Below are 21,078 nucleotides of genomic sequence, written 5' to 3' on the forward strand. Positions count from 1 at the left end.
CATGCGTGATTGAGCGAGCGGGGGATGCTCGCACCGGAGAGGTGCGCAAATGCGAGTCATGAGGCTGCTGGGCCTGGGTGCAACGTTGATGCTTTGCGCCTGCACCGTGCCCAGCCTGGAAGAACTGCTCGGCGACCGCTCTGTCAAAGTGGAAGCGGCCTTCAACTTCAAGGCCGGCTGCATCGTCGTCGAGGTTCGCGACAAGGATGCGCCAGCGAAGTCCGAACGAGTCTCCTTCGACGTCCTCGCGCGAGCTGCGTCGGAACGAAGGGTCGACACCGTGATTCGACGCCACGACGACTGGGGGCTATCCCTGGAAGTCATTGCCACCGCGCACGAGCAGTCGTGCAGCGGGCCCGAGGTCGCGCGCGACACGCGGACGGTGGCACTGGACGCCGAGGGCGTGAAGACGGTGGCCGTCGCGTTGAGCGCAGTGGACGCCGACGGTGACGGGTTCATGCCCACGTCAGGTGGCGGCACCGACTGCGCGGACAACGACGCCACCGTCTCGCAGCACACTTTCTACCGGGACGCGGATGGGGATGGCTACGGCGGCGCGGACGACATGGTTCGGGGCTGCACGGTACCCTCGACCCAGTACGTACTCCGGGGCGGCGACTGCAACGACGCAAGCACCGAGCAGGCGCCGGGCAGGTCCGAACTGTGCGACGGCCTGGACAACGACTGTGCCGGTGGCATCGACGACGGCCTGACCCAGTTCAGCTTCTACAAGGACGGGGACGGGGACGGCGTCGGGGCGGGCTCGGTGATGATGGGCTGTGCCATTCCAGCCAATCACGTGGCGTCCGGCAACGACTGCAATGACACCGACATCCAGATCAAGCCTGGGTTGCCAGAGACGTGCGACGACAAGGACAACGACTGTGCTGGCGGCGTCGACAACGGCCTGCCGGTGGCCACCTATTACCGGGATGCGGATGCCGATGGCTTCGGCAAGGCCTCGGACTCGCTGCAGAAATGCAGGATGCCCGCTACTGGGTATGTGACCGACAGCACCGACTGCGATGACACAGCAAGCGCCGTGAATCCCAACGCGACCGAGGTGTGCAACGACATCGACGACAACTGCCGCGTTGGTACGGATGAGGGCTTCAACAAGTCGTGGTACCGGGACGAGGACGGGGACAGCTACGGGCGTCAGGACCAACTGGTGACGAATTGCACGCGGCCCACGGGCTATGTGGCGCCGACCGCCATCTTCGACTGCAACGATGGCGACAGCGCGGTGAAACCCGGGGCTCTGGAGCTGTGCAACGAGATCGACGACAACTGCGACAACAGTGTGGATGAGCCCTTCACCACGGGGATGACCCGGAAGGGCGCCGCCTGCAGCACCGGCCCTTCTTGCACGGGCATCTACGTGTGCAACGCGGCGAAGGACAACACCACCTGCAATGCGCCTGCGTCCATCAACTACTACCCCGATGCGGATGGAGACGGGGACGGAGCCAACGCCGCCGCCGCTTCGGTTTTCTGCTCCGACCAGCCCGCTCCACCCAACGCGTCGACCGTGAAAACGGACTGCGACGACGCGGACAAGTACAACAAGGGCAACGGCACCGAGGTCTGCGACCAGCGTAACAACAACTGCGACCCCGGGAGCCTGGTAGACGAGGGCAACGTATGCGCGGGCGCCGGCTGGAAGGAGCTGACGGACACGGTGCTTGGGGGCCGCAACTGGAACACGGTGGCCATCAACAAGGACAGCCCCACCGGCTACCCCGTGTGGATTGCTGGAGCCAACGGTGCGCTGGCCCGCCGCGCCAGCGCGGGCGATCCGTTCACGAGCTTCGACGGAGCGTGTGGCACCACAACCTGGAACTCAGCCTGGGTGAACATTGATGGCAGTGTGTTTCTCGCGGGCAGTGGGGGCTGGGTGGCCTGGCACGATGGAACCACGTGCGTTCAACAGCAACCGCTGGAAGGCGGCAGCAACGCCACAGGCATCATTGGCTTCCGCGAAGAAATGCTGACGATACTCGTCGTGGTGGATGAAGGGGGCCGCATGCACGGCTGGTTTCTAGGCAATGTGCCGACAGTGTTGGATGACAACCTTCCCCTCTATAGGGACGTTCACGGGTTCGACAGCTCACGGCTGTTCATCGTGGGCCAGGAGGCAGTGAGCCCCAACAAACCTATCATCGAGACCTTGACCGACGGGCCGGGCACCAGCCCCATGACCGCGCAGGGCTCGAACAATTCCAGCCTGCGCAGCGTCTGGATGGTGTCACCGGCGCTCGCATACGCGGTCGGAGACGCTAGTTACATCACCAGGTGGACAGGGACGACCTGGCTGACCGTGACGCCTCCGGCGGCCGCTGAATTCACGAGCGTCTGCGCGCCGGACCGCTCATCGGTCTACGTCACGGATGCCGCGGGCGTCATCCGTCGCTACACGGGGAACCAGTGGGCGCCGGCGCTGTACACCCCAGGGTCCGCAGCTCCGCTCAAGGACATCGCGCTCGTCTCCCCGACCAGCATCTGGGCCGTGGGCCCGAACGGGCGCGTCCTCCACTTCCCCGAGCTCCCTTGAGCCCGGGGCATGGGGCGCAGCGCCCCACCCCTCAGCGCTGCACTACCGCCGCATAGTTCCCGTACCGCGTTTGGATTTCCGACACGTACTTCACCGGCTCGGAGCCACGGCAGAAGCCGTGGCGTGCGCGCCGGTAGTGCTTCGGCTTCTCCAGCAGGAGCATGGCCTTCTCCACGTTGCCGAACCACCGGTTGGGGTCCAGGCCCTGCTCCTGCGCAATCCGGCGCGCGTCGAGCACGTGGCCGAGCCCCGCGTTGTACGAGGCGAGCGCGAAGCGCAGGCGCTGCTTGAAGGGAATCTCCGGCGCAATCCGGCCGATGAGCTGGTGCATGTACTTCACACCCGCGTGGATGCCCTGGTCCGGGTCCTCCAGCTTGCGGAACCCCAGCTCCTTCCCCGTGGCGGGCATCACCTGGAACAACCCCTGCGCCCCCACCCAGCTGCGCGCCTTCGGGTCGAAGCGGCTCTCCTGGAACATCTGCGCCACCATCAGCCGCCAGTCCAACCCGTAGCGCGCCGAGTACGACTGCACCAGCGGGTCATACGGAGAGATGGCGCCCGCGGACAGGGCCGTCTCCACCGTGGCCGGCGCCTCGTCACGGTGCCCCTCGAAGTAGCGGCGGCGCGACACGTTGTAGTCGACGCCGCGGTAGGTCTTCTTCACGAAGCCGTCGAGGAACGCGCGCAGCTTCGGGTTCTCCTGCCGCACCGCGAAGGCGATGCCGTAGTGCCCGTCCTTCCCAGCCGGCTCACCCTGCCCCGGCACCGTGAGCGCCGCCTCCACGTCATCGCGGTACACGCGCTCGGCGGCGAGGATGTGGCTGTCCGTCACCGTGTACGGAATCTCCCCGCGCGCCACGCGGTCGATGAGCGTCTCGGTGTCCATGTCCTCAGGCTCCTCGACGAGCGTGAAGCCATGCTGCGCCGCCAGCGCGCTCATGGTGTCGAAGTGGCTGGACGACTTGCGCAGGTGGATGGCCTGGCCCTTCAGCGCATCGAGCGACGCGGGCTTCGCAGCCCCGGCGCGCTGCACGAGGACCTCGTCCACGTAGAGGTACGGCGTGCTGAAGGCCACCTGCTTCGCGCGCTCGGGCGTGGCGGTGAGCGCGGCGGCGATGACGTCGCCACGCCCCTCCTTCAGCCACGAAATGAGCTGCTCGTACGTCGGCGGCACCACCACCTCCAGCCGCACCTTGAGCGCCTCCGCCGCGAGCTTCGCCATCTGGTAGTCGAAGCCGGCCTGCTCTCCCCGGTGGAGGAAGTACGTCACGGGGCTGTTGCGCGTGAGGACACGGAGCACTCCGCGCTTGCGGATGCCATCCAGGTCCGCGGTGACGAGCCTGTCCCGGTGCTCGGTGAGGGCTCGCTCCACGAGGAAGGCATCCAGCGCGGCGCGCAGCGCGGGGTTCTCCAGACGCACGGCCCACGCGAGCTGGCGCCCTTCCGCGATGGGGAACAGCCCTTCCACGTCCGGGTTGTACGTCTCCATCGCCGTGAGCAGATGGCTGTCCACCACCGTCAGCGGTCGCTCCCCGCGAGACACCTGCCACGCGAGCTCCTCGGGGTCGAGCGTCTCCGGCACCGCCTCGACGACGAGCCCCGGAGCCTTCCCGTTCGCCAGTTCCTTCAGCGAGGCGGCGAAGGTGGAGCTGGCGCGCACGTGCACGGTGCGCCCGGCCAGCTCCTCTGGCTTGCGAGGCAGCCCCTTCTCACCGCGCTTGCCCACGACGACCTCGCTCACCCGGGCCATGGGGCGCGTGAAGGCGATGTCCTTCGCGCGCTCCGGCGTCACCGTGAGGTCGGCGGCGATGATGTCCCCGCGCCCCTCGCGCAGCAGTGGGATGAGCTGGTCGAAGCTATCGACGGCGAGGAACTCCACCGCCATGCCGTACTTCTCCGCGAAGCGCTCCAGCAGCGCCCGGTCCTGCTCCCGGGGCATGCCCTCGCGCGGGAGCGAGTCCTCCTCGGTGCCGTCCACCAGGACGCGCAGCGTGCCGCGCTTGCGCAGTGCCGCGAGGTCTCCGGTGAAGGGCGGCTCGGGCGGCGGTGCGGGCTCCTCGACCTGGGCCACGGCCGTGGGCACCTCGGCCCGGGCCAACAGCGCTTCGGGGAACGGCGGGTCCTCCGGCTCCACGGCCGCGCTCGGCGTGGGCGGCGCGGGCGGCGGCTCCACGGGCTCCCGCTTGCAGGCGGTGGCAGTCACGAGCAACGCGGCGGCGAGCAGCCACCGCGAGGACGACAGGCTCCAGCAGGACGAATTGACCACGATGAACTCCCCCTCCTCATGGCCCGTGGACTGCCGCCCGGAGGCGGAAATGGCGCACGGCCATCCTCGTCCCCACATCTAGCCGATTTCCCCCGCTGGAATCATCCTCACCCGGAGTACGGGGCGCACAGGCCGGTGTACGGTGCTGGGACGAGGAGACGACGCATGAAGACCAAGGCCGCGCCACCGCTGGCCCTGCTCCAGGGGCGGAAGACCCTGCCGCTCATCGAGGCCTACTTCGAGCTGAACCACCTGAAGCAGCTCTTCCGTCAGGGCTGGCTGCGCGTCGGCATTCCTCCAGAGCGATGCGAGAGCGTGGCGGAGCACTCGTTCTTCGTCGCGCTGCTGGGCCTGTTCGTCGCGGACGGCTTCTTCCCCGAGGCGGACGCGGCGAAGGTGGTCCGCATCGCGCTGCTGCACGACCTGGGCGAAGCGTACGCGGGTGACATCACCCCGCATGACGGCGTGGACAAGGAAGCCAAGCACGCGCTGGAGCGACGCGCCGTGGAGACCATCTTCGGCAAGCTGCCGCGCGCCGCGGAGTACCTGGCGCTGTGGGACGAGTACGAGCGCGGCACCTCCTTCGAGGCGCGGCTGGTGCGGCAACTGGACCGCCTGGAGATGGGCCTGCAGGCGTGCGTCTACGAGCACCAGGGCATGGGCGACCTCTCCCAGTTCTACGCCTCGGTGGACAAGGCGCTGGAGGCCCCCGAGCTGCGCGCCGTGCTGGCGGAGCTGGAGGCCCTCCGGCCCGCGTGAGCCCTGCCCCGCCCCGCCTCAGCCGAACCAGCGGCCCGAGGGCGGCGCGAAGACGCGGACGCGCTCGTAGAGGGATGCGGGTAGCCGAGCACGGATGGTGGCCTGGACCTCCTCCGGACTGTGGGCCTGACTGAAGTGCATCAGCACCAGCGCTTCGTTCCGGAAGAGGTCGGCGCGTGCCGCGAGCTCATCCAGGTGGAGGTGCCAGCGCTCCTGCGCGTCCTGCACGGTGTGGCCTGCGTCCACGAAGGTGCACTCGATGACGAGGACGCGCGAGTCGAGCACGGATGGCTCGGTCTCCAGCACCCGTGAGAGTGTGTCGGTGGCGTAGGCCAATTCGAGCCGGTCCACCTCGTCGAGGAGGTTCTCCCCCGCCTGCCTGCGCCGCGCGATTTCTTGCGGCGGAAGGCCGTGGAACTCGTGCCGCAGCTTGGAGATGCGCCGGAGGAACTGGTAGCCGAGCGAGGGCACCGGGTGGTGCGTGCGGAAGGCGCGCACGTGCAGGCCATGCCCGAGCGCATGGACGTCCCCTGGACGCAGGGGGACGGTGCGCACCTCCATGGAGGTGTGGTGCAGGCGGGACAACACCGCGAGGGCCTCCTGCACGGGAGCCTCGATTTCGGCGGGCAGGAACACCTGCGGCGGCCCCTTGCCGATGAGCCGGCGGATGCCGAGCAGCGAGCCGAGGCCGCTGGCATGGTCCGGGTGGGCATGGCTGAGGAAGATGCGGTCCGTCCCGGCGAAGGAGCGGATGGGCACGCCCACGTCCAGCACCGAGTCCAGCTCCGGCACCTGGAGGGAGGTGTACACGCCGCCGACGGAGATTCCGCGAACGGTATAGGGACCCGCTTGGACCTCGGTGAGCATCCGCCCGCTTATTGCGCGACGGCCTGGCAGCCGCAACCGCAGTCGTTGAAGAAGGGCTCCTGGCCGGCGTCACAGACGAAGCGGATGGCCGCGCACTGGTCGGGGTCCTTCGAGACGTAGCGCAGGTTGGGGTCGCTGTAGTCGCAGCGCTTCTTCTCCTGGGGGCTGCCGTCCTCGCCCTTCGCGCTTTCGTCGGGCGAAGCGGAACAGACGCCGGCACAGTCGGCGCCGCCGTTGTTCGGGTCGCAGTCGTCGTTGGGGTCGTCCACGCAGGAATATCCGTCAGGGCAACCGATGCCCGCGAAGCCGCCACAGGCGGGGCTCGGGGGCGCGGCGGACTCGGGCTCCTGGGCGAAGGCGATGCCCATGGGCACGACGAGCCAGGCGGCCGCCAGGATGGCGAGCTTCTTCGCGGGGAGGGACATGCGTGGCTCCTTGAGGTGGGGGTACCCAAGGATTGGGGCTCGCGCACGCATGCGGGGAGTGGACCCGCGGCCTGGGTGCCCTCCTGGCTGCTGGCTTGACACACGTCCCCGAGCGAGAGGGAACCGCGAGGAATCAATCGCGGGCGCGCTCGTACTGCACGGGCCACTTCACCTCGGCCCGGAGCTTGCGGGCCGAGCGCAGGGGCCAGTACGGGTCTCGGAGCAATTCGCGCGCGAGGATGACCAGGTCGGCCTGCCCGGTGCGCAGCACGTGCTCGGCCTGCATCGCGGAGCGGATGATGCCCACGGCGCCGGTGGGGATGCCTGCCTCGCGTCGGATGTGCTCGGCGAAGGGCGTCTGGTAGCCGGGCCCCGCGGGAATCTTCACGCCGGGGACGACACCTCCCGAGGAACAGTCGATGAGGTCCACGCCGTCGAGCATGAGCAGCCGTGCGAGAGCGACGGAGTCCTCGAGGGACCAGCCTTCCTCCACCCAGTCGGTGCAGGACAGGCGCACGATGACGGGGAGTTCGTCCGGCCACTTCTCACGCACGGCGCGCACCACTTCGCGCGTGAGGCGGACGCGGTTCTCGAACGAGCCGCCGTAGGCATCCGTGCGCTTGTTGGAGAGGGGCGAGAGGAACTCATGGAGCAGGTAGCCGTGGGCCGCGTGGACCTCGAGGACCCGGAAGCCGGCGGCGCGGGCGCGCACGGCGGCGTCGGCGAAGGAACGAATGACGCGGGAGATTCCCTTCGCATCGAGGGCGGTGGGCTCGGGATAGTCGGGGCCGAAGGGTGTGGAGGTCGGGCCGACGGGGCGCCAGGCTCCGGCATCGGCGGGCACGGCGCCCTCGCCGTCCCACGGGCGCAGGGTGGAGGCCTTGCGCCCGGCGTGGGCGAGCTGAACGCCGGCTACGGCGCCGTGCAGCTCGAGGAACCGGGTGATGCGGGCGAGCGGCTCGACGTGGGCATCCTTCCAGAGTCCGAGGTCCTGCGGGGAGATGCGGCCGATGTCCTCGACGGCGGTGGCCTCGGCGATGACGAGCGCCGCGCCGCCGACCGCACGGCTGCCCAGATGGACGAAGTGCCAGTCGTTCGCGAAGCCGTCGTCGCTGGAGTACTGGCACATGGGCGAGACGACGATGCGGTTGTGGAGCTGGACTCCGCGCAAGGCCAGGGGACTGAAGAGGAGGCTGCTCATCTATCCTCCACGGGGCGTGGACAAGGGAGGCGCACGTGCCAGTGGGCTGCTCGCGATGGGTTCAGATGATGCTCGTACCCTGCATGCTGCTCATCGCGGCGTGCGCGGGCACCCCGGACAGGGGGGCGACTGGGAGGTACGGGTTCGATTCGGCGTCCGCGGGGTGCAGGCAGAACCCGGGGCTGTGTGCTCGCATGGCCGGCGAGGAAGCGGTGCTCCCCGGGGTGCAGGCCGCAGAAGTCGTGGCTTCGTCGGTGAGGACCGGCATCGCAGTGCTCCGGGTACTGGAGGAGGCGACCCGGGCGGTGGTCGAGAAGGAACTCACTGCGTGCGCCGACCTTGCGCGGTCAAAGGTTCTTGTCGACCTGTTTGGTGGCAGAAGCCCGACGCTCGCTGAGTGCAACGAACTTGTGGACGACGCGAGCTCGCGCAGACAAATCACCCGCGCCATGCAACTCGGTTGCCTCATGCATGAAGTGGCCCTGGCGTGTACCCGGAAAGCACTCGACGAGCGCCTCCCAGGCAGGTTCAGCTTGGAGCAGCGCTACCGTTATGACCGGCCATCGGGAACACTGGAGCTTGTCAGCCGCGACGAAGCCCGGTCCCTGCTGCGCGCGGGATGTGGCGAAGAGCTGAAGGGTACCCTCGTCCCGGACGTCGTCATCCACTCTGGAGATCCGCTTGAGGCCCAGGCCGTTTATGACTTCAAGTTCCCCTGCGTGAATAGTGACAAGCTGCCTCGTTCAAGGCAGTACCCTCCAGGTCACCCCCATGAAGGTCTCACTCAGGAGGAAATCTACGAAAAGGCGCTGAACACGGTGGTCAGGCGCATCGTTCCCAGAGTGGGAGTCATTCCATGAGCGAGCACTATCCGAGGATCCGCGTCATGGCGGAGAACGGCTACACGCTGGCCCGCGACGCAGTGCATATCTGCTTCTACATGCATCGGCATCTCCCCGAAATCGCTTCGAGCCTGCTCCGTGCACTGGAGATTTTCGTGCAATCGGTAGGCACCAATGCCCTTGGCCTCTATGCCGATTTCGAAGGTGAATGGCAGGAACTCGATGAGGCGGGGTGGGAGCTCATCAGGAACCGCTGCGCGAAGGCAGGGTTGCCATCGTTCAACTGAGTGATGCATCGAAAGAGAACCGCTACGCCTTCGAACACTTCGGTAAACCGTCGGAAGCCCCGGCGGTCAAGCAGTGCCCTGATGCCACGTGCGCGGCGTACTTCCGGCTCCCCACCGAACTCCTGGAGGAGCGAGGCCCAGAGTGGGTACGTGCCCTTGCGTTGCGACTCGCGGATGCGCTGCCCTTTTCCTCCGGCCATGCAGGACTAACGGTGGCTGGGGAGCTCAACCTCGTAGGTGTACCTGACAGGGTGACCCCATACTGCTTCCGTTACCCTGGCCTCGACATCCTCCCGCTGGGGCATGTGTCCTGGGAAATCGGCACGCGGGTCCGCGGCCCCGCGTGGCTCACCTTCGTCGGGCAACCCGCGCTGAACGGTCTCGGAGGCATCGCCGCGCTGAGGAGCCAGCTCCACGCTCCCGGCACCACCGTCGAGCCCCTGACCAACGACAGTGCCGTCATCACGCTCGGCACGTGGCCGGAGGCCGGTGACACCGAGCAGGGCCAGACGCTCCCTGCCTACCGTGAGCTGGCTCGCGTCCTGGAGCCCTGGCTCTTCCGCGAGGAACATCACTACGCCATGCACCTGAACTTCACCCCCGAGGACCTGCTCCGCTGGGAGCGCCGGTTCCTCGACTGAAGCGCCCTACCCCTTCCGCTCGGGCAGCCCCAGGGCCGCGCGGAGCTCCGCGGTGCTGCGTCCCGCCTGATGGCGGCGGTGGTTGTCCGCCGTGGTGAAGCTCCGCGTCTCCATCCGGTCGATGTAGAGCGTGCCATCCAGGTGGTCCAGCTCGTGCTGGAGGATGCGCGCATACCAGCCCTTCGCGCTCACCGTCACCGGCTGGCCATGCTCGTTCAGCGCCTCCACGCGCACGCCTCGCGCCCTCGCCACCAGGGCCGCGAAGCCGCTCACGCTCAGGCAGCCCTCGTGGAACTCCGCGGGCGTCGGGTCCTCCACCACGAGCTTCGGATTGATGAGCACATGGAACGCCACCGGTGCCCGCTCGCGCGACGCCAGGTCCGCGGGGGACACGCCGGCCTGGTACTCGGCCCGGTCCTCCACCACCACCAGCCGCAGGCCCACGCCCACCTGCGGCGCCGCGAGCCCCACGCCGGGAGCGTCCCGCATCGTGTCCCGCATCAGCCCGATGAGGCGCTGCACCTCGGGACTGGCAATCTCCTCCGGAGTCAAATCCCGCGCCTTCTGCCGCAGCACCGGCTCCCCTGCCTGGACGATCTTGAGCACCATGCGTCCACGCTACAGGGCCACCCGCCCTGCCCGCTACGCTCCCGCGGCGCTCCGTCGCTCCACCCACGCCCGCGCCAGCGCGGTGTCCACTCCGAAGCGTTCCAGGCCCGGGAAGACCACGTCGTGCAACGCCTTCACGAAGGTCTCCCGCTTGCGCGCATGCGGCAACACCCCGTGCTTCAGCAACGCGAGGCTCTCCTCCTCCGGGCTCCCCGGTGCGAAGAGGCGCGGCGACGCACTGCCCTCCAACATCGCCGGCACATGGGCCGACAGGAAGCCCACCGGCCCCCGCTCGTGCTCATGTGACAGCCACGCCCAGCCCAGTCGGCTGTGCGCCACCTCGTCCCGGAGGATGTCGCGCAGCACCGAGCGCACCCGGGGCGGCCCGTCCGGCACGAGCAGGGTCGTCAGCACCGCGGTGCTCTCCGTCTCGGTGATGCAGCAGGCGGCGACCACCTCGTAGAGCACCTGCTCGCGCAGCGGCAGCGCGGGCGGCGCCACCTCCTCCACGGCCTGCGGCGCGGGAGGCATCTCCACCTGGCCATAGTCCCGCGCGAGCCGCTCGCACATGCCCGCGTGGCGTCGCTCGTCCTCCGCCGCGCGACGGGCGAGCGAGACAAGCGGCTCGGGCGCACCGAGCCGCGCGAGCCGCTCCGTCAGCCGGGCGAAGCGCAGCTCCGCGTCCAGCTCCACCTGCCTGCGGAACGTCCACGCCTCCGCGACGAGCCGCCGCACCAGGTCCGGCAGCAGGTCCGGCTTCGTGTCGCTCACCTTCCGGAAGTCCATCGCGGCCCCGATTCATCCCGGGCGGGATTCGCCCATGCACGGTGAGAAGCTCCGGGCACGATACTCCAGATGCCGGCACCCTCGTTTCCCACGGCCGTGATTCCCATCCGTCCCCGGTCGTAGGTCGCGAGGCGGAGGGCCCTCCCTCGAGAGGACGAGGTTCCCGCTCCGACCGGCGGCCGAGGTCTTCCCTTCACGTCGGTGGCACTCTCGGGCGCGTGGCGAAGCGTCCGACAATGCACGCACACCTCTCGGGGAAGTGGCGGGGACTCCACGCAATGTCGCGGCGCATCCGCCGTAGCCTCCGTGGAAGACGCCCCACGGGTATGTTCGCAAGCAGCGCAGGGCCGGCGCGAAGTCCCAGGACACATGGGGCCGAGGCGATGCTCCAGGGAGCGTGGGAGTAGCAATGCGGCGCTTTCGACGCTTCGGGTGGGCCGCCCTGGCCTCGCTCGCCATCCACCTGGCGCTCCTCGCCCTTCTCTGGAAGGTGGAGCCCCCGGCGGCGCTGGCCACACGGCCATCCGCCCAGGCCCCGCTCGTCGTGGAGATCGTCACCCGCCCGAAGGCCGCGCCACCCGCGAAGCCCACGCCCGCACCCGAAGAGCCGCCCACGAAGCCACCGCCGCGACGCCGCGAGCCCCCTGCCCCCAAGCCACCGCCAGAGACCTCCGCCCCGCCGGTTCCATCCGAGAGCGCCTCACCGGAGCAAGCTCCGTCAACTCCTTCTCCGGGCGAAGTCCCCGGGCCTTCCGCCGTTGCAGGGCCCACCGAGCCCCCCTCCGACGCACCGAGCCGGCCCCTCGAGGCGGACGGGTCCATGTATCCATTGCCACCGTCGCTGATTCCCGGAGGCCCGCCCCCCGCCGGTCCGAAGCTCCAGAGCGGCCACACGCTGCGCCCGGGAGACCCGAGCCTGGACCCCGAGCTGCTCGCCGCCCAGGAGCGCGGCCGCGTCCACGGGCGCGTGAAGGGCTTCATCGAAGACAACCAGGCGGAGCTCCGCGTGGACAACGGGCTGATCGACTCGTACTTCAGCCGGCTTCGTGAGTCGCTCGAGAAGTCACTGGAGGATGCGCCCGTCTTCGACGGCATCAGCCTGCTGAACCAGGCCACGACGTCGTGGGCCTCCCAGGCGGGAAGCTTCGGCGCGACGGGCAATCCCGGCGGGGGCCCCCCTCCCATGGCGCCCACCGTCGCCGAGCACCTCAAGGCCCTGCAGGAGCGCGGAGACGAAGGGATGGAGTACCTGCGCGAGCGCGTCCAGGCCGGTGAGGAGATGCAGAAGCTCGCGGGCGGCGGCGGCCAGAAACTCATCGTCACGCTCGAGCTGCACCAGGGGATTGACGGTTCGCTGCGCGACGCGAGGCTCGTGTCGACGAGTGGCAACAAGGCCTATGACGCCTATGTCCTCAACGGCGTGCCGCCCGCGCTGGCGAAGCTCGGACCTCCGCCCGATGGCGCCCGAGGCGTGCGCCCGGACGGCATCCACACGCTCTGGTCCGTGGAAGGCCGGGTCGTCTACCTGCGCAAGCTCAAGGACCTGAAGACACAGGACAGCCTCTACATGGCCGCGGCGCTCGCCGCCGGGGTGCTCGCCGGCCGCTTCGAGGAGACCACGGGAGAAATCGAGGTCATCGACTTCCGCAACCCGCGCTTCGTGTGCCAGGCCCACCTGCTTCGCGTGTACTGACACAGTCCCGTGGTTGGTCCGGAAGCCTCGGCGGAGGTAGGCTCACGGGCCATGGCTCGTCGCAAGAAGGCCGAGGAGATGGCCGCTCGCGTCCGCAATCTGCTCGCGATGGACGCGGCCGGCGTCATGCGCCGGCTGGAAGCGCGGCGTGACGAGATGTTCGCCCTCTTCTCGCGCCTGCGCAGCCGCGAGCCGCTGCTGGGCACCATCTCCTCGCGCTACGCCAGCGGCGCCTTCGAGCAGCTCATCCACCTCTCCGAGCAGGAGCAGGCGGTGGTGGACCACTTCTACGAGCGCCTGGACGAGCTGCGCTGGTACTTCACGTACACCGAGGACATGCCCGGCACCGCGCAGCTGATCTTCACCAAGCTGCACAAGCGGCTGGAGGAGGCGTACCGGGTGCTGGTGGTGACGCTCGGACCGCCGATGCCGCCGGATGGCTCCCGCGTCGTGGACGTGCAGGCAGTGCGTCACGAGGGCCCGTCCCCGTCCACGGAGTCGGCGCTGGACAAGCGCGCGGTCTCCGCGCGCAACCGCCGCGCTTGAGCGAAGGCTCAGGCCGCCGGAGCCGCGGCGCTCGCGAGGCCCTCAGCCTCGGCCCTGCTCGGCTTGAGACGGCGCATGGAGCTCTTGCCGACGACGACGTCCACCATCTTCCGGGCGCGCGTCCAGACGCTCTCCTGGACATAGGGCACGCCGTACTTCTCGCAGAGGGCGCGCACCTTCGGCTGCACCTCGCGGTACTTGAGCATGGGCAGGTCGGGCCAGATGTGGTGCTCGATTTGATAGTTCAACCACAGGTGGGCGAAGTCGTTCAGGTCGCCGCCGGTCCGGTAGTTGGCGCTGCCAATCACCTGCTGCACGAAGCGCGCGCCGCGATTCTCGGGGGCCTCGTCGAAGCGGTACAGGTCCTCGCCGGTGTGGTTGGGCCCCACCACGAGGAACGTGTGCAGGCTGGTGAGCACGTCCGCCATCACCGAGTTGCACAGCGCGCTGAAGGCCGCCCACGGACCGATGATGAGGAACAGCGCGGGGAAGAGGACGAAGTTGAAGGCGGCGTACGGGAGGTAGCACTGGAGCACGAGCTCCTTCAGCTCCGCGCTCGTGAGCGCGCCGCCCTTGCGCCGGCCCTTGCGGCGCAGCGAGCTCAGCGTCTCGGGCGCGTAGTAGCTGGCGCGCCAGGTGAGCGCGAGCAGCGCGAGCTGGACATAGCGGACCGCGAGCGGGCGGCTCGGGTTGCGCAGCGTCCCTTCCGCATTGCGCTCCAGGAGGTCCGGGTCCGCGTCCTCACCGGTGTGCGAGTGGTGGAGGACGTTGTGCTCGAACTTCCACGCCTCGGGCAGCATCCAGTCGAGCCAGTCGAGGTAGCGGCGCCCGCCCTTCGCGAAGCCCTTGCCGGTGCGCGACGCGGGCAGGCCGGGGACGCGGTCATACCCGCGATGCCCCACGTGGTGCATCAGCAGCCACCGCGTGGAGCGGCCCAGGCTGAGCGCCGCGGCGCTGAACGGGTTGGGGGCGAGCCAGCACGTCGCCACGCCGAGCAGCGTGGCCGCCCTGCCCCACCGCTCGATCTTCCGCAGGTGCGCCGCGTCCGGCTCGCCGAGCGACGCATCCACCTGCTCGCGAAGCGCCTTCAGCTCGCGGTGGAACCCCTCCACATCCACGGAGGCCAGGTCGAAGTCGGGGGCGGTGCGGGACGAACTCACTGACACTCCTCGGAGGGGCAAGGGGGCACGAACGGTAACCTTCCACCGGGAACCCGGGAAGGGCCGCGTGCCGGACATAGTCGCCAGGGTACCGAGCGTCCAGCCACCCACCGTCGAAGGCGCCGAGTCGGCCTAGACCTGGATCTTCCTCCGGACCACCCAGACGTCCTCCACGTCCGAGCGTCCCGCTCGCCGGATGCCGAGCAGGACGCGGCTGCCCTCGGGGCCGCGGATGGCCTGCACCGCCGAGGGGAAGCCCATCTCCACCACCTTCGTCCCATCGATGCTCACGATGGCATCCCCGGGTTGCAGTCCCGCCTCGTGTGCGCCGCCGCCAGGGAGGACCTGCCCCATCACCAGCGCGTCGTCGCGCGCGGCCAGCACCACACCGATGCCCAACATCTCCGCGCGCTCGACTCCACCGTCGGCCACGGGGTTCAGGTCGATGGGCGGCAGGGGTGGTGCGCCCGGCCCGACAGCCACCCGGTCCACGATGCGCGTGTCATGGCCCTGCGCGCTCACGGACAGACTCACCCTCCCCGGGGCCAGCCCATCCAACGTGAAGCGGCCAGAGGTGTCGGTCATGGCGTCGAACACCGTGGACAGTGAAGCGTCGTAGACACCACCCTCCACCTGCACGCGGGCTCCGGCGATGGGGTCTCCGCCTCCGCGCTTCACGACCTGCCCTTCCAGCCGGGCGCCGGGTTGCAGGGTGATGTCCACGGGGCCGACGTCCGCGGTATTGGGCGGCACGCTCACCGTGGGAGCGGCGGGGGCGAGCCCGTAGGCTCCGACCCGGAGGGTATAGGTGCCGGGAGCGAGCCCTTCCACGGTGAAGCGGCCCTCCGGGTCCACCACGGTGAGCGTTGATCCGAACTCGCGCTCCAGGGGGCCGCGATGGAGCTGCAGCTCGAGCTGGAAGGACGCGACGGGAGCGCCGCGCTCGTCGCGCACGCGGCCGGTGAGGCGCGCGCCTCGGGCCAGGGTGAGGGTGAGGTCACGGCGTCCGGCCTCCACATTCGGGGCGGTCGTGCTCACGCGTCCGAGGACTTCGGCGAACACGTCGTAGCGGCCCGGAGGGAGCCGCTCCAGGAGGAAGCGCCCGTCCGCGTCCGACAGCGTCTCGGCCACGGGGGCGCTGCCATCTTCGGCGCCGGGCAAACTCGTGCCGCGGGGTTTCGTGGCGCGGACACCGGCACCGGCGATGGCCGTACCTGACTCATCCACGACCCGGCCCGCGAGGACTTCGCTGGCAGCCGAGGTCTCAACCTTGAGCCGAAGCACCGCGCGCCGGCCCGCGAGGCGCGAGCTCAGCTCGGCCCGCGCGGGAGCGTGGCCCGGGTGGCGGGCTTCGACCGTGGAGCGCTCGGGGGCCTGGAGGCGGACCTCGCCTTCCGCGCCGGTGGTGAACTCGTCCTGGGTGGGGAACAGCACCGTCTCACCGGAGCGGCCGGTGAGGAGCCGCACGTGGGCGCCCGCGAGGGGCTTGCCGGCGGGGTCTTCCACGCGGACGGTCCAGGACTCCTCGGGGGTGAGGGCCAGCAGCAGGCCCTCCACGCCGCTGCCGGGACGTGCCGTGAGGCGGATGGGGCTCTGCCCCCAGTCAGGGCCGAAGGGCAGGAAGCCGTCCGCGCGAATGCTGGCGAGCTGCCAGAGTCCCTCCTGGTCCGGCAGGAAGCGGAAGGCGCCCGCCTCGTCCGTGCGGGTGCTTGCGGCGCCCGAGGGGCCGGCGAAGGTCAGCTCGGCGCTCGGGACACCCTGTCCGGTGGTGGCGGACACCACGCGACCGGAGAAGGCCCCGGGGGCGTTGGCGGGAGCTTCCGTACGCCGGGCCGAGGGCAGACGGAGCAGCGGGGCCGGCGTCGGGGGAAGGGCCTGCGCCTGTTGAGGTGCCGTTGATGCCACGCGCGAAGGCTCGGGACGCGCGCGGGCAGGAGTGTCTCCGGGTGCCTCCGTCGCCATGGCGGGAAGAGCTTCGGGCTTCCGCGCAGTGGCCCACCACAGGGCCCCGCCCAGCAGGAGCAAGCCCAGCGCTATCCAGCCCCCATATCGGCGCTTCGTGTCGGCCATGGTGCCTCATCCTCCGCAGGAGGGACGGGCACCGCAACTACTCCCCATGCCGTGGGCAGCGCAAAGACCGCCGTCAGGTTCGAACGGATGAGGCCGGTGCGCGAGCACCTGCCACTCGGGCAAGGCAACACGATCCACTCCGGAGGGGCAGAATCCCCCTCCGGAGTGGTGAACCGCAGCCCTCTTAGAAGAACATCGGAGCCGAGACGACGTAGTGGCCGGACGACAGCTCGGCCACGGCAATCACGGCCTTGTTCGCAGAGGACGGCGTGTAGTCGAACGAGCCACTGCACGAAGACATCGCGTTGCACTGCAGCGTGGCAATGGCGCCGTACCCGTCATCGTCGTGCAGGGTGATCCGGTTGATCTTCAGCGTGCCGGTGTCGTTGAAGTTCCTGGCGAACACCGTCAGCGTCCAGGCATTGCGGTTGGGCAGGACGCTGCCCATCCACCAGCTCGAGTCGAACGCCGAGGACTGCGTCGCCTGCAGCGCGACGTAGACGTTCTTGTCCTCCAGCCCCGGACCGTTCTGCACGGCAAAGGCCCGCTTCTGTGACAGGGCCTGCTTGAGGTGCGTGAAGTTGCGCCCCAGGGTCCACATTCCGGTCCGCGTCCCGGTCAACGTGGAGGGACAGTTGTGCGCGGTGATGGTGCACGGCGACGTCGAGCAGTGGCAGTGCGCATCCGAGTTCGCCGCCGGCGCCACCCGCCACCCGTGCCGGACATACTGGAGGTAGCGGTTGATCTTCGGCTGCCAGGAGTTCGCGTAGTACGCAGTGTTCGTCCACTTCTCCAGGTTTCCACCGCTCAGCTCGTAGGTGGCCATCCGGGCGACGGCGGTCGACGACACCGTCATGTCCACCAGCGGGAAGTCGATGCTGAAGGGGTGGTTGATCTGCCCGAGCCAGTCATTGGCCGTGTCATCCAGGTAGTCGTAATACACGCGGTTGTTCGGCTTCGCGTCGCCCCACTTCCGCGTCACCCCGTTCGTCCAGCTGTACGTCTGCATGTTGAGCCCGACGGCCGGGAACAGGACGTTGAAGTGCCCCATCGAGAAGTTGCCCGCGTCCGTCGTCAGGTTGGTGAGGTCGATACCCGTCGTCGGCTCGGTGCTGGAATGGCTGCCCGTGTTGCTGGCACCAGAATCCCGGCTGTCGAAGCGCTGGTCCGCGTTGGTGGAGATGGGCCCCGCCTGCTCCACGCCGTCCACGAAGAACACCAGCCGGGCCGCGTTGGCGGCACCGCTGTCCCGCGTGTAGAAGCCCAGCGCATCCGTGGTGATGGTGCCCACCGTGATGGCCAGCACCACGTTGCTCAGGGTGTCCGGCTCCGGTGAGCAGTCTCCGCTCATCTTCGTGTAGAGCGTCCCGTTGGTCAGCAGCAGCTCCGAGACGTCGATGTCGTACCAGGTGTCGATGGGAGCATTGCCGGGGAAGAGGTCCTTCTTCTCATCCCAGGACCGGCTCCAGCGGTCGTCCCAGGCCGGGGTGGCCATGTTGTACCAGGCAGGGCTCAAGGTATTGGCGCCAGCGCAGCGAATCTGCCGGCGGACCTTGAACTGCCCGCTGGCCGAAGGGTTCTGGACCTTGATCCTCAGCTTGACAGCGGACCAGGTGCCCGCCGCCTTGCTGGAGATGTCGAACTTCATGTGGCTCTCGATCGCGCCATTGGCGGTGCCGTTCTCCATTCCCATCGAGGGAATGAACCGCTCCGTCACGCGCGTGGCATCGACGGACTCCTCCTGGCGGTCGAAGCCCGCAACGTCCTTCCAGCCCGCGTTGTTGACGTGCTCGGAGAGCGCCACGAAGTCCAGCTTCTCGGTGTTCTTGAGATAGTTGAGCACGTTGGTGGTGTGGGTCTTCAGCTGCGTCCCGTCCCAGCCATCCCCGCCATCGCCCAGGCCGTGACGGTGCAGGTCACCCCAGACAGGCAGGTAGGCACCGCGGTTGGTGCCCGTGGCGCAGACGCCGCAGTCGGTAGGGCTGCTGGCGCAGTCCTCGCCACGGCCGCAGATGCCGTCGGTCTTCACCGTCGGCAACTGGTCGCTGATGAAGACCAGCATGGGCTTGAGGCCCGGGTCCTCCTTCGAGGCGAACGTGCCCGTGCCGCCGGCCAGCAGCAGGTCGAGCGACAGGTCCTGCTTCGTGGTCGTCAGCGTGTCCGCCCAGGCGATGGCGTGGGTGACGGCCTGGGTGACATCCACTTCCACCCAGCGGCCGGCCACCGTGTTGGAGATGCTGGCGATGGCGGTCGCGTTCGGTGCACCCGTGCCGGCGGGCTGGTTGTCCCAGGTCAACCCCGTCTCACTCCAGGTCCAGTGGGTGCCCGAGGGAGGGGCGTACACGAGTGCGCTCGTGCCGCTCACGGTGGTGGTCGGGTACAGCCGCAGCATCACCCGGCCGCGCGGGCTGCCCACGTCGGCGGGGATGGAGGCGCCGTGCAGTTGGATGCCACGCAAGTCGTTGAGCAGGGGCCGGGAGATGGGAATCTGGAAGTAGGCCCGCCGGGCCGGTGCAACATCCGCGAGTCCGAGCGTGGTGGCGGCGCCCGCGTTGGTGGTGGGGTTGGCCTCGTCCACGACGGCATCTGCCGAGGGAACGGCGCCGAAGTAGTCGACGACCAGCCGGGGCTGGGTGCTCTCGCCCTGGAGGATGGTGGCGCTGGCCCGGTCCACCAGGCAGATGGCGTTGGTGTCGGTGCTCGCCACCGGCCGGATGATGAGCGTCTGCGTGGGCACCGCCGGATTGATGAGCGGCGTGACGTCGATGTCGAAGTACGAATTGGGGGCCGAGCCCGCGGGCACGGTGACGAAGGCCGTCCCGGGCGTGGGCCGCGTGTTCCAGGTGACTGTCTCGTCCCAGGTCGTGTTGGTGCTGTTGTAGACGCGGAAGTTGTGCGGCGTGCCGCCGTCCACGCCCAGGTAGAGCCGCAACGTCACCCGCGAGAAGGGCGCCACCAGCCCGGTGGTGTTGAACTTGAAGACGACCCACTCATCCGTGCCGCCCGTTTCAATCTGCGCGCACATGGGCGAGTAGGTGCCGTAGTTCGTCGTCGGCAGCCGCTCCTTGATGCGGGCGTCATGCGTGGCGACGAACTCCGTGGTCCTCGCGTAGACCAGCGGCTGCCGGTTCGCGTCGAGCTCCTCGTCCATCCCATCCATAGGGCCACAGCTCAGCGCCAGACACCCTGCCAACCACCCCGCGATGGAGGCGGACCCAAAACTGCTTCTCATGCAAACTCCCCTTTTCGGGCATTATCGAAAAGCGCGAATAACATGTTTCCCATTTATTCGTGAAATGGGTATTCGTGCTGGCGCATGCGCCCGTTCCTGGTGGTCGTCCTTCTCGCGCTCGCGGCGCCGGCCTCCGGCCATCCGCTCGACATGTCGACGCTGACCGTTCAGGTCGAGCAGGACCGCGTCCTGCAACTGCTGACGATTCGAAAGGACTCGGTCGAAGAGCTGCTCGGGCCTGACGGGGCCCGCCTTCCTCCCGAGGAGCTGATGGCGGCGCTCTTCTCGGCGACCCTCGGGGCCTCGGACTTGTCAGCGGGAGATGCGCCGTGCGAGCTGCTTCCCGTGGACCTCGAGCCGGGTGACGGCAACTTCCGACTGTCGACGGCGGCAACCTGCCCCGCCCGGGGTCCCCTGAAGCAGCGCTTCGGCTTCCTCCAGCGCGTCAAGGGCGAGGGCCAGAGCCTCATCGTCCTCGCCGACATCGATGGAGAGTCCAGCCGCCAGGTCGCCGACGCCGCGCACCCCGACATCACCCTGGCGCGCCAGGGACAGACGGAGGAGCACGGCTTCCTCGGCTTCATCCGGATGGGCGTCGAGCACATCTTCACGGGCTACGACCACCTGGTCTTCCTGCTGGGCCTGCTCCTGGCGGGCGCGTCCCTGCGCAGGCTGCTCCTGGTGGTCACCTCCTTCACGGTGGCCCACTCCATCACCCTGGGGCTCGCGGCCCTGGCGGTGGTGTCCCTGCCGTCACAGTGGGTGGAGAGCGCCATCGCGCTGTCCATCATCGTCGTGGCCGTCCTCAACCTGTTCGGCATGAAGGGTGACAAGCGCTGGATGCTCGCCTTCGGCTTCGGGCTCATCCACGGCTTCGGCTTCGCCTCGGCCCTCGCCGAGCTCGAGCTGTCGCGCTCGGAGCTGACCGCGGCGCTGTTCGGGTTCAACATGGGAGTCGAGCTGGGGCAGGCCACGCTCGTCCTGCTCGCACTCCCCCTGCTCCTCCTGCTGCGACGCAGCCGCTTCGCCTTCCGGGTGGAGCTGGTGCTTTCCGTTGCGTCCATCGGGGTCGCGCTCTATTGGCTCTGGCAGAGGGCCGTCCTTCCCTCCTTCTCCGGGGGCGCATGACCCGGAGCCCTC

The 21,078-nt window shown here is 68.9% G+C and carries 17 protein-coding genes; 8 read left to right on the top strand and 9 right to left on the bottom strand.

The features are described from left to right. Positions 1–58 precede the first annotated feature (58 nt). Complete coding sequence (locus tag OV427_RS00275) at positions 59–2,554, top strand: putative metal-binding motif-containing protein (RefSeq protein ID WP_267854116.1); 2,496 nt, start codon at positions 59–61, stop codon at positions 2,552–2,554. A 31-nt stretch (positions 2,555–2,585) separates the two neighbouring features. Here OV427_RS00275 and OV427_RS00280 read toward each other — a convergent pair whose 3' ends face one another. Next, positions 2,586–4,820, bottom strand: coding sequence for a transporter substrate-binding domain-containing protein (locus tag OV427_RS00280; protein ID WP_267854117.1), 2,235 nt, complete (start codon positions 4,818–4,820; stop codon positions 2,586–2,588). Positions 4,821–4,985: 165 nt separating this feature from the next. Here OV427_RS00280 and OV427_RS00285 point away from each other — a divergent pair, with 165 nt between their 5' ends. Then, positions 4,986–5,579 (top strand): HD domain-containing protein, encoded by a 594-nt coding sequence (locus tag OV427_RS00285; protein WP_267854118.1) that lies wholly within the window; start codon positions 4,986–4,988, stop codon positions 5,577–5,579. An 18-nt stretch (positions 5,580–5,597) separates the two neighbouring features. On the opposite strand, the gene OV427_RS00290 is transcribed toward OV427_RS00285, so the two are convergent. The 3 genes from OV427_RS00290 to OV427_RS00300 all read right to left on the bottom strand — a co-directional run bounded on the left by OV427_RS00290 (position 5,598) and on the right by OV427_RS00300 (position 8,072). Then, a complete protein-coding gene (locus OV427_RS00290; protein ID WP_267854119.1) occupies positions 5,598–6,446 on the bottom strand; it encodes an MBL fold metallo-hydrolase in 849 nt (282 codons plus the stop codon). Positions 6,447–6,454: 8 nt separating this feature from the next. Then, entirely contained in the window at positions 6,455–6,871 is a 417-nt protein-coding gene (locus OV427_RS00295; RefSeq protein ID WP_267854120.1) for a hypothetical protein, read from the bottom strand. A 133-nt stretch (positions 6,872–7,004) separates the two neighbouring features. Continuing rightward, the gene (locus tag OV427_RS00300; RefSeq protein ID WP_267854121.1) at positions 7,005–8,072 is read right to left on the bottom strand and encodes an NADH:flavin oxidoreductase/NADH oxidase; all 1,068 of its coding nucleotides are present in this window, start codon (positions 8,070–8,072) and stop codon (positions 7,005–7,007) included. Positions 8,073–8,155: 83 nt separating this feature from the next. Between OV427_RS00300 and OV427_RS00305 the strand changes: the two genes are divergently transcribed. From OV427_RS00305 to OV427_RS00315, 3 genes are read left to right on the top strand one after another with little or no spacing between them, the layout of a single operon-like run. Then, the gene (locus tag OV427_RS00305) at positions 8,156–8,932 is read left to right on the top strand and encodes a hypothetical protein (RefSeq protein WP_267854122.1); all 777 of its coding nucleotides are present in this window, start codon (positions 8,156–8,158) and stop codon (positions 8,930–8,932) included. After that, entirely contained in the window at positions 8,929–9,201 is a 273-nt protein-coding gene (locus tag OV427_RS00310; RefSeq protein WP_267854123.1) for a hypothetical protein, read from the top strand. Before OV427_RS00305 ends, OV427_RS00310 begins: the two co-directional genes overlap by 4 nt. After that, positions 9,147–9,842, top strand: a complete 696-nt coding sequence (locus tag OV427_RS00315) for a type VI immunity family protein (protein ID WP_267854124.1) — start codon at positions 9,147–9,149, stop codon at positions 9,840–9,842. Before OV427_RS00310 ends, OV427_RS00315 begins: the two co-directional genes overlap by 55 nt. A 6-nt stretch (positions 9,843–9,848) precedes the next feature. Here the strand turns inward: OV427_RS00315 and def are convergent, their stop codons facing one another. Continuing rightward, positions 9,849–10,451: a peptide deformylase gene (gene def / locus OV427_RS00320; protein ID WP_267854125.1), complete on the bottom strand. Its 603-nt coding sequence runs from the start codon at positions 10,449–10,451 to the stop codon at positions 9,849–9,851. A 33-nt stretch (positions 10,452–10,484) separates the two neighbouring features. Next, complete coding sequence (locus OV427_RS00325) at positions 10,485–11,237, bottom strand: ferritin-like domain-containing protein (RefSeq protein ID WP_267854126.1); 753 nt, start codon at positions 11,235–11,237, stop codon at positions 10,485–10,487. 409 nt (positions 11,238–11,646) lie between these two features. Here OV427_RS00325 and OV427_RS00330 point away from each other — a divergent pair, with 409 nt between their 5' ends. Together OV427_RS00330 and OV427_RS00335 are read left to right on the top strand one after the other, a co-directional pair. Next, positions 11,647–12,930 carry a hypothetical protein gene (locus OV427_RS00330; RefSeq protein WP_267854127.1) on the top strand — a complete coding sequence of 428 codons (1,284 nt, stop codon included), beginning with the start codon at positions 11,647–11,649 and terminating at the stop codon, positions 12,928–12,930. 51 nt (positions 12,931–12,981) lie between these two features. After that, complete coding sequence (locus tag OV427_RS00335; protein ID WP_267854128.1) at positions 12,982–13,476, top strand: hypothetical protein; 495 nt, start codon at positions 12,982–12,984, stop codon at positions 13,474–13,476. Positions 13,477–13,484: 8 nt separating this feature from the next. On the opposite strand, the gene OV427_RS00340 is transcribed toward OV427_RS00335, so the two are convergent. From OV427_RS00340 to OV427_RS00350, 3 genes are all read right to left on the bottom strand, one after another. Next, the gene (locus OV427_RS00340; protein ID WP_267854129.1) at positions 13,485–14,636 is read right to left on the bottom strand and encodes a fatty acid desaturase family protein; all 1,152 of its coding nucleotides are present in this window, start codon (positions 14,634–14,636) and stop codon (positions 13,485–13,487) included. 132 nt (positions 14,637–14,768) lie between these two features. Beyond that, the gene (locus OV427_RS00345; RefSeq protein WP_267854130.1) at positions 14,769–16,706 is read right to left on the bottom strand and encodes a carboxypeptidase regulatory-like domain-containing protein; all 1,938 of its coding nucleotides are present in this window, start codon (positions 16,704–16,706) and stop codon (positions 14,769–14,771) included. A 184-nt stretch (positions 16,707–16,890) separates the two neighbouring features. Beyond that, entirely contained in the window at positions 16,891–19,857 is a 2,967-nt protein-coding gene (locus OV427_RS00350) for a DUF7594 domain-containing protein (protein WP_267854131.1), read from the bottom strand. 165 nt (positions 19,858–20,022) lie between these two features. Here OV427_RS00350 and OV427_RS00355 point away from each other — a divergent pair, with 165 nt between their 5' ends. Next, positions 20,023–21,066, top strand: a complete 1,044-nt coding sequence (locus OV427_RS00355; protein WP_267854132.1) for a HupE/UreJ family protein — start codon at positions 20,023–20,025, stop codon at positions 21,064–21,066. Positions 21,067–21,078: the final 12 nt, after the last annotated feature.

Source organism: Pyxidicoccus sp. MSG2 (genome assembly GCF_026626705.1).
Lineage (GTDB): Bacteria > Myxococcota > Myxococcia > Myxococcales > Myxococcaceae > Myxococcus.